General features: G+C 34.2%; 12 protein-coding genes. 9 read left to right on the top strand and 3 right to left on the bottom strand.

The window, feature by feature from the left end; all coding sequences use genetic code 11:
- Positions 1–4: 4 nt before the first annotated feature.
- The 6 genes from metH (at position 5) to CDH50_RS00620 (ending at position 7,076) form a co-directional block, all read left to right on the top strand.
- Positions 5–2,680 carry a methionine synthase gene (gene metH, locus CDH50_RS00645; RefSeq protein ID WP_100609967.1) on the top strand — a complete coding sequence of 892 codons (2,676 nt, stop codon included), beginning with the start codon at positions 5–7 and terminating at the stop codon, positions 2,678–2,680.
- A 95-nt stretch (positions 2,681–2,775) separates the two neighbouring features.
- The gene (locus CDH50_RS00640) at positions 2,776–3,027 is read left to right on the top strand and encodes a hypothetical protein (RefSeq protein ID WP_100609966.1); all 252 of its coding nucleotides are present in this window, start codon (positions 2,776–2,778) and stop codon (positions 3,025–3,027) included.
- Entirely contained in the window at positions 3,021–3,965 is a 945-nt protein-coding gene (locus tag CDH50_RS00635) for a methylenetetrahydrofolate reductase (RefSeq protein WP_100609965.1), read from the top strand. The genes CDH50_RS00640 and CDH50_RS00635 overlap by 7 nt, the downstream gene beginning before the upstream one ends.
- A 199-nt stretch (positions 3,966–4,164) precedes the next feature.
- Complete coding sequence (gene metF, locus CDH50_RS00630) at positions 4,165–5,121, top strand: methylenetetrahydrofolate reductase [NAD(P)H] (protein WP_100610551.1); 957 nt, start codon at positions 4,165–4,167, stop codon at positions 5,119–5,121.
- Between the two features lie 34 nt (positions 5,122–5,155).
- On the top strand, positions 5,156–6,256 hold the full coding sequence (locus tag CDH50_RS00625; protein WP_100609964.1) for an acyloxyacyl hydrolase: 1,101 nt from the start codon (positions 5,156–5,158) through the stop codon (positions 6,254–6,256).
- 73 nt (positions 6,257–6,329) lie between these two features.
- Positions 6,330–7,076 carry a head GIN domain-containing protein gene (locus CDH50_RS00620; protein ID WP_100609963.1) on the top strand — a complete coding sequence of 249 codons (747 nt, stop codon included), beginning with the start codon at positions 6,330–6,332 and terminating at the stop codon, positions 7,074–7,076.
- Here CDH50_RS00620 and CDH50_RS00615 read toward each other — a convergent pair.
- The 3 genes from CDH50_RS00615 to gldA form a co-directional block, all read right to left on the bottom strand.
- Positions 7,062–8,249 (bottom strand): acetate/propionate family kinase, encoded by a 1,188-nt coding sequence (locus tag CDH50_RS00615; protein WP_100609962.1) that lies wholly within the window; start codon positions 8,247–8,249, stop codon positions 7,062–7,064. The two genes, CDH50_RS00620 and CDH50_RS00615, sit on opposite strands and share 15 nt — an antisense overlap.
- Positions 8,250–8,256: 7 nt before the next feature.
- A complete protein-coding gene (gene pta, locus CDH50_RS00610) occupies positions 8,257–10,347 on the bottom strand; it encodes a phosphate acetyltransferase (RefSeq protein ID WP_100609961.1) in 2,091 nt (696 codons plus the stop codon).
- A gap of 103 nt (positions 10,348–10,450) precedes the next feature.
- Positions 10,451–11,347 carry a gliding motility-associated ABC transporter ATP-binding subunit GldA gene (gene gldA, locus CDH50_RS00605; protein WP_100609960.1) on the bottom strand — a complete coding sequence of 299 codons (897 nt, stop codon included), beginning with the start codon at positions 11,345–11,347 and terminating at the stop codon, positions 10,451–10,453.
- 278 nt (positions 11,348–11,625) lie between these two features.
- Here gldA and CDH50_RS00600 point away from each other — a divergent pair, with 278 nt between their 5' ends.
- The 3 genes from CDH50_RS00600 to CDH50_RS00590 are packed head-to-tail and all read left to right on the top strand — an operon-like array spanning position 11,626 to position 14,492.
- Positions 11,626–12,453 (top strand): prephenate dehydratase, encoded by an 828-nt coding sequence (locus tag CDH50_RS00600; protein WP_100609959.1) that lies wholly within the window; start codon positions 11,626–11,628, stop codon positions 12,451–12,453.
- A complete protein-coding gene (locus tag CDH50_RS00595; protein WP_100609958.1) occupies positions 12,450–13,595 on the top strand; it encodes a pyridoxal phosphate-dependent aminotransferase in 1,146 nt (381 codons plus the stop codon). Before CDH50_RS00600 ends, CDH50_RS00595 begins: the two co-directional genes overlap by 4 nt.
- A gap of 45 nt (positions 13,596–13,640) precedes the next feature.
- The gene (locus tag CDH50_RS00590) at positions 13,641–14,492 is read left to right on the top strand and encodes a prephenate dehydrogenase (RefSeq protein ID WP_100609957.1); all 852 of its coding nucleotides are present in this window, start codon (positions 13,641–13,643) and stop codon (positions 14,490–14,492) included.
- Positions 14,493–14,560: the final 68 nt, after the last annotated feature.

The following is a 14,560-nucleotide window of genomic DNA, read 5'->3' as shown; positions in this document are numbered from 1 at the left end:
AAAGATGGAGATTAAACAAACAAAATATATGAAATTGTCAGGATTAGAACCCCTAGTCCTAAACGAAAACAGCAACTTTGTAAACGTTGGTGAACGTACTAATGTGGCGGGTTCACGTATGTTTTTACGATTAATTAAAGAAGAAAAATTTGATGAAGCCCTAGCTGTTGCACGTCATCAGGTAGATGGTGGCGCACAGATTATTGACATTAATATGGACGATGGTCTTATTGATGGCAAAGAATCGATGGTGCGTTTTCTAAATCTGATTGCTGCTGAACCTGATATTTCCCGAGTACCAATTATGATTGACAGCTCGAAATGGGAAATTATTGAAGCTGGTTTAAAAGTGGTACAAGGCAAATGCGTGGTTAATTCCATTTCCTTAAAAGAAGGGGAAGATAAATTTATTTGGGAAGCCAAGCAAATAAAACGCTACGGTGCCGCTGTGGTTGTGATGGCATTTGATGAGGTTGGACAAGCTGATAATTATGAACGTCGAATAGAAATATGTAAGCGTTCTTATGGCATTTTAGTGAATAAAGTAGGCTTTCCTTCAGAAGATATTATTTTTGATTTAAACATATTTCCTGTGGCAACGGGTATGGATGAGCACAAAAGAAATGCCATCGATTTTATTGAAGCTACCCGTTGGGTACGTCAAAATTTACCAAACGTCAGCGTGAGTGGCGGTGTGAGTAATGTGTCGTTTTCATTCAGAGGGAACGATGGTGTGCGTGAAGCGATGCACTCCGTGTTTTTATACCATGCCATTCAAGCAGGTATGAATATGGGTATTGTAAATCCTTCACTTTTAGAAGTGTATGATGATATTCCAAAAGATTTATTAGAGCGTGTTGAAGATGTAATTTTAGATAGGAGAGACGATGCTACCGAACGCTTATTGGATTTTGCTGAAACCGTTAAAGGGTCTAAAAAAGAAGTGGGCGTCGATTTATCGTGGCGTGAAAATCCCGTTCAAGATAGAATTACACATGCGCTGGTAAAGGGTATTGATGCCTTTATCATTGAAGATGTTGAAGAAGCCAGATTACAGGCTGAAAAACCTATTGATGTTATTGAAGGCCATTTAATGATTGGAATGAATGTTGTGGGCGATTTATTTGGTGCTGGAAAAATGTTCTTGCCGCAAGTTGTTAAGTCGGCTCGAGTTATGAAAAAAGCGGTGGGTTATTTAAATCCGTTTATTGAAGCCGAAAAAGGAGATTTGCAAGAACCAGTTGGTAAAGTATTGATGGCGACTGTAAAAGGCGATGTACATGATATTGGTAAAAATATTGTAAGTGTGGTATTGGCTTGTAATAATTATGAGATAGTGGATTTGGGTGTGATGGTGCCGCCAGAACGTATTATTTCTGAAGCTAAGTTGCACAATGTAGATGCTATTGGATTGTCTGGATTAATAACACCTTCCCTTGATGAAATGGTGTATTTAGCCAAAGAAATGGAACGTCAGAATTTCAGTATTCCATTACTCATTGGTGGTGCAACGACTTCAAAAGCACATACAGCTGTAAAAATTGATCCTCAATATAAAAATGCCGTGGTTCATGTGAATGATGCGTCTAGGGCCGTTACCGTTGTGGGTGATTTACTAAATAAGAAGACTGTCAACGAATATGTGGCCAATTTAAAGAAAGATTACGATGAGTTTCGTACCAAGTTTTTAAAACGAGGTAAAGAGAAATCTTATATTTCCATTAATGAAGCTAGAAAGCGAAAGTTTAAAATAGATTGGGAAACGTCTGAAATTTTCAAGCCTAAAGAATTGGGAATTCAGGTTTTAAAGCAGTTAAGCTTAAAAGAATTAGTACCGTTTATAGACTGGAGTCCGTTTTTTAGAAGTTGGGATTTACATGGCAAATATCCAGATATTTTAACGGATGAGGTTGTAGGAGAGCAAGCCACCATTATGTTTCATGAAGCTCAAAAAATGATTGAGAAAATAATAGCGAAGCAGTTATTAAAACCCAGAGCAGTTTTCGGATTGTTTGAAGCAAATACCATTCATCATGATGATATTTCCGTTCATAAAAAAGGAAAAGAAATCGTTGTTTTTAGAACCTTACGTCAGCAATTGAGCAAACGTGAAGGTATTCCAAACATTGCTTTAGCCGATTTTATTGCGCCAAAGGAAACTGGGAAAACCGATTATATGGGTGCCTTTTGTGTGGCTATTTTTGGAGCACAAGAATTGGCAGATAGTTACAGAAAAAAAGAGGATGATTATAACGCTATCATGGCACAAGCGATTGCGGATAGGTTTGCTGAAGCTTTAGCGGAATATTTACACAAACAAGTGCGGACTAAACATTGGGGTTATGCCGAAAATGAGGATTTGACCAACGATGATTTAATTCAGGAAAGCTATAAAGGCATTCGTCCGGCACCAGGTTATCCAGCATGTCCAGACCATTTGGAAAAAGAAACCATTTGGGAGTTGTTGGAGGTTGAAAAAGTTATTGGTGTGACCTTAACTGAAAGTCTAGCCATGTGGCCAGCGGCAGCAGTTTCGGGGTATTACTTTGGAAATCCTGAGGCGAAATATTTCGGATTAGGTAAAATCACCGATGATCAAGTAACTGATTATGCCGTTAGAAAAGGTATTTCAAAGGAAAAAGCTAGAAAATGGCTACATCCAACGATTGCGGATGAATAAAAAGCCAACGTCATTACGAGGAGTGAGTGACCAAGTAATCTTATGAACAGATTGCTTCATTTCATTCGCAATGACGAAACCAATTTAATTTAGAAATGACAGACAAATTCATAGAATTAACATTAGGTAGTTACATCATATCCCATGGGTATAATGCCAAAAATAAAGAAATGATGGAGTCGATTGCTTCGGATACTTTCTCGAAGAAAATCATACCTATTTCCAGAATAAAATCAGTTAGCGAAAAATATATTTTAACCGATTATGTGGATGGACGATGGATTTATTGGGAATATAAAGAAGACTATAATGAGTTGAAAAAACTATTAGTTTCACAGGAATGTTAGAAAATAAAATTAACAACAGAAAGTCTGGAGTTTTACTTTATGGATTAACCCCTCCTAAGTTGCATACAGATGAGTATAAAATTAAAGTCATTGCCGATAAACAAATTGAACGTATAAGTGCATTAGAAATTGATGGTTTAGTATTGTATGATATTCAAGATGAGTCTTCTAGGAATGACCAGCCTAGACCATTTCCTTTTATGGAAACTTTAAGCCCAGATACTTATAGTACAACTTATCTAAAAGAGCTAAAAGTTCCCAAGATAATATATAAGAGTGTTGGCAAATATTCTGTAGATGAGCTTAATGCATGGATTAATAAATATGGTAAAAACATTGACTATTCTGTTTTTGTGGGAACACCATCAATCAGACAGAAGTCCAATCTATCATTAAACGATGCCTATCATATTAATGAAAATTCGGTTAATTCAATTAAATTGGGAGGTGTTATAATTCCTGAGCGTCATTATAAAAAGAATGATGAGCATATTAGATTATTTAATAAAATAGATAAAGGATGTCATTTTTTTATTTCACAATGTGTTTACAACATTGATAATACTAAAAATTTTCTTTCTGATTATTATTATAGCTCATTGGATAATAATAGAGACTTGCATCCCATTATATTTACATTAACACCATGTGGTTCTATAAAAACAATGGAGTTCATGGAATGGCTGGGAATTGATATTCCAAAATGGTTGAAAAACGATTTAAAACACTCAAAGGATATCCTTTCAAAGTCAATTGAAATATGTAAAAGTATTGCAGAGGAGTTATTGGATTACTGTAAAGATAAAAATATACCAATTGGATTTAATATTGAAAGTGTTTCAATACGAAAGGCTGAAATTGAGGCTTCAATTGAGTTACTTATAGAAGTGAAATTATTGATGGATAAATATCAATATTCTGCTATAGCATCTGAATAAGAATATTATGTTTGTGTTAGGGATACTTATACATATTATTTAAAACGTGATGTTTTACATTTGCAGAGGAAAGTCCAAAGACTATTAGGAGCGGTAACACTTAAAATAATTAAAATTTTAGAAATTTATTTTTGTATTCGCGTCGAATAAAAATAAGAATTAATATTAAATAAGATTCCTGCCTTCGCAGGAAATGGGAATGAAAGTAACAGATCACATACAAAAAGCCAACGGAAAAACATTATTTTCTTTTGAAGTAATTCCTCCTCAAAAAGGGAAGAATATTCAAGAATTATATGATAATATAAATCCTTTAATGGAGTTTAAACCACCTTTTATTGATGTAACAACTTCAAGGGAGGAATATGTTTATTTAGATAAAGGCAACGGACTTTTAGATAAACGCATCACCCGTATGCGCCCGGGAACTGTTGGTATTTGCGCCTCTATTATGTATAAATATGGTGTTGATGCCATCCCGCATTTGCTTTGTGGTGGCTTTACCAAAGAAGAAACTGAGTATGTGTTGGTCGATTGCCATTATTTAGGCATTGATAACGTGATGGCTTTGCGAGGAGATTCCATGAAAGATGAGCCTTATTTCCGGCCAGTTGAAGGAGGGAATGCGTTTGCCAGCGAGTTGGTTGCACAAATTGCTAATTTAAATCGTGGTAAATATTTACATGATGACGTGGTGGTAGAACATAATTCCGATTTTTGTATTGGAGTTGCAGGCTATCCTGAAAAACATATGGAGGCACCATCTTTGGTAACGGATTTGAAACGTTTAAAAGCCAAAGTGGATGCTGGTGCTGATTATGTGGTGACGCAAATGTTTTTTGATAACAATAAATTTTTTGAATTTGTTGAAAAAGCAAGAGCCGCAGGGATTACCGTGCCAATTATTCCGGGGATTAAACCGATTGCAGTAAAACGTCATTTGCAATTATTGCCTCAAGTTTTTAAAATCGATATTCCACAAGAACTTATTGAAGCAGTTGAAGCGTGTAAAGATAATAATGCCGTAAGGCAAGTGGGTATTGAGTTTGCTATCCAACAATCCAAAGAGTTAAAAGAGGCAGGTGTTCCTGTTTTGCATTATTATTCCATGGGTAAAAGTGATAATATAAAAGCAATTGCGGCTGCTTTATTTTAAATATGGTACATTTACTGAACAAGCAAATGCTTTAATGAGACCATTTTTAACCTACGCCTTTATTCTAATTTCAATCTTTGGTTTTTCACAAGATAAACAGCATACATCGTATTTTGATGTCAATTATTTTAAGGGAAACATTGCACTTCATAATAATGATATTCTTCATTTAATTAATGGGCACCCTGAAGGGGTTATTTTAAGTTGGAATAAAAAAACCTACGGATTTAATGATTGGGAACAGCGCTATAACTATCCAGATTTCGGAGCGTCTTTCATTTATCAGAATTTAAAAAATGATGTTTTAGGGAATAATTATTCCGTTTACGGACATTATAATTTCTACTTTTTAAAACGGAATTTAATGATGCGTATCGGACAAGGTTTGGCTTTAACCACAAACCCATACGACAAAGAATCCAATTATAGAAATAATGCGTTCGGGTCTAAATTATTGAGTAGCACCTATGTGATGCTTAATTATAAAAAGGAAAAGATTATTGATAATTTTGGGTTACAGGCTGGATTATCTTTAATCCATTATTCGAATGCGAATGTAAAAGCACCTAATACAAGCATTAATTCCATCACATTTAATTTAGGGGTTACCTATAGTTTAGATGACGAAGAACCAGAATACATCTCAACATTATCTGAAAATAGCAAAGAAAAATTCACGCAGCCAATAAAATACAATTTCGTTTTTAGAACTGGGGTTAATGAAAGTGATGTTGTTGGTAGTGGACAATTCCCATTTTATATAGTCTCGGCTTATATTGATAAACGGATTAATGTGAAAAGTGCTTTTCAGTTTGGAACGGAAGTATTTTTTTCCAATTTTTTAAAAGAGTATATTTATTATAGGTCGGTGTCATATCCAGAGGAGTCAACTACTGGAGATGAAGATTATAAACGTGTTGGTTTTTTTGTGGGCCATGAGTTGTTTGTTAATAAAACGTCCTTAGTCACGCAATTAGGCTATTATACCTATTATCCATACGATTTTGAAGGACGAACCTATTTTAGGGTCGGTTTAAAACGTTATATTGATAACAAGTGGTTTGGTGCTTTAACCTTGAAATCACATGGAGCCAAGGCTGAAGCTGTTGAATTTGGAATAGGAGTGAGGTTATAATAGAACTTAAAAATAATATTGGATTCCTGCTTTAGCAGGAAATTGAAGATTCGACGAAGTCAATGACAAGAAGATGAGAAAATTAGTTTGCATATTAATGTCTATTTTGATTTTTGCTTGTAATAGCGAACAAGCAGGCGATTGTTTTCAAACAACGGGTGGCATTATTCAGCATGAAATAAGCCTTAATATTTTCGATAAAATTTTAGTGAATAGAGATATCGAATTGATTGTAAAAGAAGGTGCAAAACAACAAGTAATCATTGAAACAGGTAAGAATTTATTAAATGATGTAGATGCAGTCGTTACAGATGGAAGACTCATTTTGACAGATAATAATATTTGCAATTACGTTCGGGATTATGGCATTACAAAGGTGTATGTAACGTCTCCAAACATTACTGAAATTAGAAGTTCAACACAGTATAATATAAGTTCTGATGGGGTATTAACCTATCCTAATTTAACCATTTTATCTGAAGATTTTAGTGTGCCAGATAGTTTTACCATTGGCAATTTTTATTTGCAATTAAATAATGATGCTTTTACCATTGTATTTAATAATATATCGAATTGCTTTGTTTCGGGAACTACCAATAACTTAAATATTACTTTCGCATCTGGAGGATCAAGGTTTGAAGGTGGAAATCTTGTTGCCCAGAATGTAACGTTTTGGAATAGAAGTTCAAATGATATGATTTTAAATCCACAACAATCCATAACAGGAAAAATCTCGGGAACAGGAGACGTTATTTGCTTAAACCAACCACCAATCGTTGATGTTCTTGAACAATATAAAGGGCGATTAATTTTTAAATAAATTTACGGACTGCTTGGCGATTTCCAATTCTTCATTAGTGGGAACCACCAAAATGTTTACTTTAGAGTTTTCAGTATTTATAGCACGAATGCCTTTAGTGTCATGCGTGTTTTTTTCAGCATCTATTTCAATGCCTAGAAACTCTAAATTTTCACAAACCAATTGTCTCATAAATTTTGAATTTTCACCAATGCCACCCGTAAATACGATAGCATCCAATCCGTTTAACACAGCAGCATAGCTTCCTATATATTTTTTTATGCGATAGGCGTTCATATGCAAAGCCAATAAGCAATCGGGATTGCCTTTGGAGGCCATGGCTTCTATGTCTCTTAAATCACTATAACCCGTGAGTCCAAGCATGCCGCTCTTTTTATTCAATAAAGTATTTATATCCTTTAAATGGTATTTTAGTTTGTCCTTTAAATAAAAGATGATGGAAGGATCAATGTCGCCAGACCGTGTACCCATAATTAATCCGTCTAAAGGAGAAAATCCCATAGAATGATCAACACTTTTTCCATTTTTAATAGCTGTCATACTGCAACCATTTCCTAAATGGATGGTAATTATTTTAGACTCTTTTTTGCCTAAAAAACCAATAGCTTTTTCCGAAACATATTTGTGGCTTGTTCCATGAAAACCATACAAACGAATTTGATGTTCGGTTAAAAACTCATTCGGAATGGCATACTTGTATGCCACTTCTGGAATAGATTGAAGGAATGCTGTATCGAAAACAGCGACTTGTTTGGCATTGGGGAAAATATCTTCGGCTACTTCTATGCCTTCTAAATTTGGAGGGTTATGAAGCGGTGCTAAAGACGATAAAAATCGTATTTTATCTTTTACATCTTTTGTGATTTCAGTGGTGTCGCTAAAATAACTGCCTCCGTGAACCACTCTATGGCCAACAACAGAAATATCCTCAGGGGATTTTATCACACCATGATCTTTGTCCAATAAATACTGTGATACTAATTTTAGGGCGGATTTATGACTTAAAATTTGAGTTTCAAAATCAATGGTTTCTTTTTGGGTTTTGAATCTAAAATTAGCATCATTAAAACCAATACGATCAATTAATCCAGAGCAAAGAATAGTTTCATCTGGCATAGAGAATAATTGAAATTTTAAAGAGGAGCTTCCTGAGTTTAAAACGAGTACCTGCATATATTTGTTAAAGTTCTTGAGCTTGAATAGCGGTTATAATGACGGTGCTGTAAATATCATCTACTGTGCACCCTCTACTTAGGTCGTTAACGGGTTTGTTCAGTCCTTGTAAAACAGGACCAATAGCCAAAGCGCCTGTTTCACGTTGTACTGCTTTGTACGTGTTGTTACCAGTATTTAAATCTGGAAAAATGAGTACACTGGCATGTCCGGCAACTTCAGAATCAGGCATTTTACTTTTTCCAATACGCATATCTACAGCGGCATCATATTGAATAGGCCCTTCAATTTTTATATCTGGTGCCTGTGTTTTAACAATTTCTGTGGCTTCCCTTACTTTTTCAACATCAGCGCCCTTTCCTGAAGCACCCGATGAATAAGATAGCATGGCCACTTTGGGTTCAATACCAAAATCTTTAGCGGTTTGGGCAGATGAAATAGCAATTTCTGCTAACTCAGTAGCATTTGGATTTGGGTTTATGGCACAATCACCAAAAACAGAAATTCTATCTTCTAAACACATAAAGAATATAGACGATACAATATTAACACCGGGTTTGGTTTTAATGAATTGCAAAGCTGGTAGTAAGGTGTGTTGTGTGGTGTGTACTGCTCCTGAAACCATACCATCGGCATGGCCTTTATAAATCATCATTGTTCCAAAATAAGATACATCGGCCATGGCATCCCTCGCCATTGCTAAATTAACATTTTTATGTTTTCTTAATTCATAAAGTGTGTTAACATAATCTTCAAAATGGGGTGATTTTGTAGGATATACAATGTTTACCTTTTTTAAATCTAAAGGAATATCAAATTTTTCAACCAGTTCTTTAATCTTATCTTCGTTGCCTATAAGCGTTAATTTTACAACTTGTGCATTAATTAAACGGGCTGCTGCACGCAATACACGTTCGTCATAACCTTCAGGCAATACAATGTGTTTTTTGTTTTTTAAAGCTCGTTGCAATAAATTATATTGGAACATTCTAGGTGTAAATATATCCGATTCAAAGGTTATTAATTTATCCGCTAACTTATCGGTATCTACATGCTTTTCAAATGTGGCAATGGCTGTTGTGATTTTTTCAGTATTATCAGCATATATTCTTGGCTTGATGGTGCCAATACTATTGGTGACGGAGTAGGTACCACCGTTAACGCTGATTATAGGAACAATACTTGAAAGACCTTCAATGAGTTTTAGTATGGATTCTTCAGGAATAAGACCACCTGTTAAAATAATCCCAGAAATTTTTGGATAGTTTTTCGAGATATTGGCTTGTAATGCGCCAAGAATGATATCGGCACGATCTCCTGGGGTAATTACCAAAGCATTATCTTTTAAATGCGTTAAATAATTACGCAATTGCATAGCGCCAACACTAAAATTTTCGGAAAGATTGTGTAACATATCGTTTCCAAAAAGAACTTTTCCATGTAATAATTTTACAATTTCTTTTATGGTAGGGCTTGATAAGCTATGGATTATGGGGATAACGGTAATATCGGTATCATTGTTTATACGCTCTTTTAATAAGCGTTTTAATTCTTTAAGATTATGGGGATGCACTTTATTGGTCATAATGGAAAGCACATCAGCTTCTTGTTTAAAGGTGTCGTAAGCCAATTGCACATTATCAACAATGTCCTTTAAATCATTTTTATCACCTCTGGTAACGATAATTACAGGTAATCCCAAATTTTTTGAAATGAGCATGTTAATATCTAATTCCAGACTAGAGTTTTCATGTGAAAAGTCGGTACCTTCCACTAAAACAATATCAAATTGGTCTTCAAGATATTTGTATTTACGAATGATTTCATCAATAACATCACCAGATTTCCCTTGATTGTATAGGTTAAGAACTTCATTTCTAGTAAAGGCGAAACATTTTTTGTAGTCAATATTAATTTCAAAGTATGACAATACCGTATTGATATGATTATCGATTTCACCTTCATCAGTATCATCAATGATGGGTCTAAAATACCCTACTTTTGCCGTTTTACCCAACAACATACGCATAAGGCCTAAAACAACAACCGATTTGCCACTACTTGGTTCAATGGCGGCAACATATATCCCTTTACTCATAATTAGCTTTTGTTTTTAAAATATACGCAAAATTAACGTCTTCATATATTTGTAAAACTGATTTATATCATACCTCTCAAAAATTGCAGAAGAAAGGACAGTATTATTTTGAAGTTAAATCTCTAAAAAGAGATTCTAAACTGGCATTTTTTTGATTAAGCTGTAAAATCTTCAATTGATTATCATGTGCAAAATCAAACACATGAGCGCGCATGTCATCTGAAGTCGAAAAGGTTATTTCATATACAAAATCGTGTGTATTTATAACGCTTTTAACTTTTGGTAATTTCAATAAAAAGGCATCTTCAACTCTATAATCAAATTCCACCACAACAATTTGTTCTTTACTATCACGTAGCTCCTGTAGTTTCTTATCGGCAACAATTTCTCCTTTATTTATAATGATAACACGGTCGCACATCGCTTCTACCTCTTGCATAATGTGCGTGGAGAGAAACACGGTTTTTCTCTTTCCAATGGTTTTGATTAAATGTCTGATATCCACTAATTGGTTAGGGTCTAAACCTGTTGTAGGTTCATCAAGAATCAAAACTTCTGGGTCATGCAACAAGGCATTTGCCAATCCCACGCGTTGTCTGTAACCTTTGGAAAGCTGACCAATTTTTTTATGCGATTCTGGCGTTAAACCGGTTTGTTCAATAACTTCATTAATTCTGTCTTTGGAAACATGATAGATATTGGCATTGAAGGATAGATATTCTTTAACGTACATCTCTAAATATAGCGGATTGTTTTCAGGTAAATACCCAACACTTTTTTGAACGCCTTCAATATTGTCGTTAATATCATGTCCGTTAACCTTGGCATTGCCAACATCACTTTTAAGAAACGTGGTTAAAATTTTCATCATAGTCGATTTTCCGGCGCCATTTGGGCCTAAAAAGCCAACTATTTCTGGGTTATTTATCTTAAATGACACATTATTTAGAGCTTTTTGGCTTCCATAAAGTTTAGAAATACCTTTAACTTCTATTGACATATTTAAATAATTTGTTCAAAAATAACGATTATATCGTGTAATGTAAGATTTGATGTAAAATCTTTAAAACTTTTGATGAAAATGAAAAAAAATAAATATTCGATTTTGATATATTAAAATATTAGTTACTTTAGCGGCGTAATTATGAGAACAGCGTATTATACATATTTTAGCAACTTTTATTTCTTTTTTAGCAAAAGGATCGAGGCGTTGTATGTATAATTTATAGGATATAAATTTAATATAAGTCTCGATGAAAATCGGGACTTTTTTTATGTATGATAAAAACGGTTGCCATACAAGGAATTAGAGGATCTTTTCACCATATTGTGTCATTGCAATATTTTGAAAAGCCTGTTGATGTTATTGAATGTATGACTTTTGATGGGGTTGTGGAATCCCTAGTAACAAATGAGAGCGATGCTGTAATTATGGCTTTGGAAAATTCCATTGCAGGCTCCATTTTGCCAAATTATGCACTAATCGATAAATACGATTTGCATATTGTGGGCGAACATTATTTGGATATTCAGCATAATTTGATGGCGTTGCCGAATCAAACTATCGAAGATATTAAGGAAGTGTATTCGCATCCTATGGCTTTGTTGCAGTGCAAAGAATTTTTTAAGGATTATCCGCATATCAAACTTGTTGAAGATAAAGATACGGCTGAGGTTTCAGAGCGTATTCATAAACAACAGCTTAAAAATGTTGGTGCTATTGCGAGTGTTATGGCTGCGGAAATTTTTGAATTGGATATATTGGCGCACAGCATTCAAACCATAAAACATAATGAAACCAGATTTGCGATTGTAAAAAGAGTAAATTCTGAAGTTCCAGAACATGAAATTAATAAAGCGTCATTAAAATTTGAAGCAGACCATAAACGCGGCAGTTTAGCAACCATATTGAATGTGATGAGCGATTGTAAATTGAATTTGACCAAAATACAATCCATGCCCATTATAGAGACACCTTGGAAATATGCTTTTTTTGTGGATGTTACTTTTGAAACGTATGCCGATTTTAAAAAAGCAAAATCTATTATAGACATTATGGCCATTAATTTTAAAGTATTGGGTGAATATAAAAATGCAAAAAAATGATTGAAGCTGCCAATAGATTGAACACGGTTGAAGAATACTACTTCTCAAAAAAACTAAGGGAGGTTGGGATGCTTATTGCCAGTGGAAAACCCGTTATTAACTTAGGTATTGGTAGCCCAGATATGGCACCACCTCAAAAAGTGGTTGATGCTTTAATTGAAGGTTTGCAAGATGCTAAAGCACATCAATACCAGAGTTATCAAGGTTTGCCAGCTTTAAGGGAAGGTATGGCTAAATTCTATAAAGACCATTTTAATGTGTCTTTAAGCCCTACAACCGAGATTTTACCATTAATGGGAAGTAAGGAAGGCATCATGCACATTTCTATGGCTTTTTTGAATGAAGGTGATGGGGTTTTAATTCCGAATCCGGGATATCCAACCTATCAATCGGTGACAAATTTAGTCGGAGCCAAAACATTTCTTTATGATCTTGATGAAGCCAACCATTGGTTTCCAGATTTTAAAGCCATTGAAAAACAAGATTTAAGTAAGGTAAAGTTAATGTGGGTAAATTATCCACATATGCCAACAGGAGCAGGCGCTACAGATAAGTTATTTAAAGATTTAATTGCTTTTGCTAAAAAACATAATATATTGATTATTAATGATAATCCGTATAGTTTTGTACTGAATGATTCACCTAAAAGTATTATGAACATTGCGGGAGCAAAAGAGGTTTGTTTAGAGCTTAATTCGCTAAGTAAAACTTTTAATATGGCTGGCTGGCGTGTTGGTATGGTTGTAGGCGACAGCAATTATATAAGTCATATTTTAAAAGTTAAAAGCAATATGGATTCTGGGATGTTTTATGGTATCCAAAAAGGTGCTATTGAAGCCTTGAAATGTTCAAGCATGTGGTTTGTTACCTTAAATAGTGTTTACAGAAAACGTAGGGAGCTGGTGTGGAAATTGGCAAAAGCATTAAACTGTACGTATGATGAACAAGCAACTGGATTGTTTGTTTGGGCAAAGCTGCCTTCAAATGTAAAGTCTGAAGAATTTATTGATTCGGTATTAAAAAACAATTATATATTCATTACACCGGGAACTATTTTTGGAACCAAAGGCGAAGGATATATCAGGTTTTCTTTATGCGCTTCAGAAGAAGAATTGGAGGAAGCTATAAAAAGAGTGAAATAATTTAAATTTTAAAAACACTTTTCTTTGAAGAGGGTTTAGAGAGTAATGAAAAATATATACATCATAGGAGTTGGTTTAATTGGTGGGAGTCTAGCTTTAGAAATTAAAAGGCTAGACCCAACGGTCACTATTTATGGCATAAGTAGAAAAGAATCAACACTTGATGAAGCTTTGGCGCTTAATTTAATTGATAGAAAAGCAACTATTGATGATATTCCTAATGCTGATTTAGTGATTCTTTCCATACCTGTTGATGCATCCGTAAAATTATTGCCAACGCTTTTAGACAAAATATCGGAAACAGGATTGGTCATTGATGTTGGGTCAACGAAAGAAGCAATTTGTAAAGTGGTTGAAAATCACCCTAAAAGAAAACACTTTTTAGCGATGCATCCTATTGCAGGTACTGAATACTCTGGACCAAAAGCAGCTATATATAATTTGTTTCAGAATAAAACAAATATCATTTGTGAAGAAGATAAAACAGATGAAGCTCTTAAAAATAAGGTATTGGATTTTTTTACCGCAATTGGTATGAAATTGAGACGTATGAATCCAGACTCACATGATAAGCATATTGCATATGTTTCTCATTTATCGCATATTAGCTCATTTATGTTGGGGAAAACCGTTATTGAAAAAGAAAAAAATGAACGCGATATTTTCGATATGGCAGGTAGTGGATTTGCTTCAACAGTAAGATTGGCTAAAAGTTCACCAGAAATGTGGTCTCCCATATTCAGACAAAACAAAGAGAATGTTATTGAATCATTAGAAGAATATATTACAAATCTCACTCATTTTAGGGATATGATGAAAGAAGATGACTTTGAAGCCATTTATAATGAGATGAAAAACACCAATCATATAAAAGACATTTTAAACGGAATTATTTAAAAACAAAACCCAAAACAAAATTTTAAAATCCAATTTATAAAAAATATAAAGATTTGGAATTTGGAATT

The sequence above is a fragment of the Confluentibacter lentus genome (genome assembly GCF_002806995.1).
Classification (GTDB): Bacteria; Bacteroidota; Bacteroidia; order Flavobacteriales; family Flavobacteriaceae; genus Confluentibacter; species Confluentibacter lentus.
This window is presented reverse-complemented; position numbering and strand designations above follow the sequence as displayed.

Excerpts from the sequence above, each read along its gene's own strand:
- CDH50_RS00615 (WP_100609962.1), bottom strand. The coding sequence starts at position 8,249 with ATGCAGGTACTCGTTTTAAACTCAGGAAGCTCCTCTTTAAAATTTCAA.
- CDH50_RS00640 (WP_100609966.1), top strand. The coding sequence starts at position 2,776 with ATGACAGACAAATTCATAGAATTAACATTAGGTAGTTACATCATATCC.
- metF (WP_100610551.1), top strand. The coding sequence starts at position 4,165 with ATGAAAGTAACAGATCACATACAAAAAGCCAACGGAAAAACATTATTT.
- CDH50_RS00595 (WP_100609958.1), top strand. The coding sequence starts at position 12,450 with ATGATTGAAGCTGCCAATAGATTGAACACGGTTGAAGAATACTACTTC.
- pta (WP_100609961.1), bottom strand. The coding sequence starts at position 10,347 with ATGAGTAAAGGGATATATGTTGCCGCCATTGAACCAAGTAGTGGCAAA.
- metH (WP_100609967.1), top strand. The coding sequence starts at position 5 with ATGGAGATTAAACAAACAAAATATATGAAATTGTCAGGATTAGAACCC.
- CDH50_RS00590 (WP_100609957.1), top strand. The coding sequence starts at position 13,641 with ATGAAAAATATATACATCATAGGAGTTGGTTTAATTGGTGGGAGTCTA.
- CDH50_RS00600 (WP_100609959.1), top strand. The coding sequence starts at position 11,626 with ATGATAAAAACGGTTGCCATACAAGGAATTAGAGGATCTTTTCACCAT.
- CDH50_RS00635 (WP_100609965.1), top strand. The coding sequence starts at position 3,021 with ATGTTAGAAAATAAAATTAACAACAGAAAGTCTGGAGTTTTACTTTAT.
- gldA (WP_100609960.1), bottom strand. The coding sequence starts at position 11,347 with ATGTCAATAGAAGTTAAAGGTATTTCTAAACTTTATGGAAGCCAAAAA.
- CDH50_RS00625 (WP_100609964.1), top strand. The coding sequence starts at position 5,156 with ATGAGACCATTTTTAACCTACGCCTTTATTCTAATTTCAATCTTTGGT.
- CDH50_RS00620 (WP_100609963.1), top strand. The coding sequence starts at position 6,330 with ATGAGAAAATTAGTTTGCATATTAATGTCTATTTTGATTTTTGCTTGT.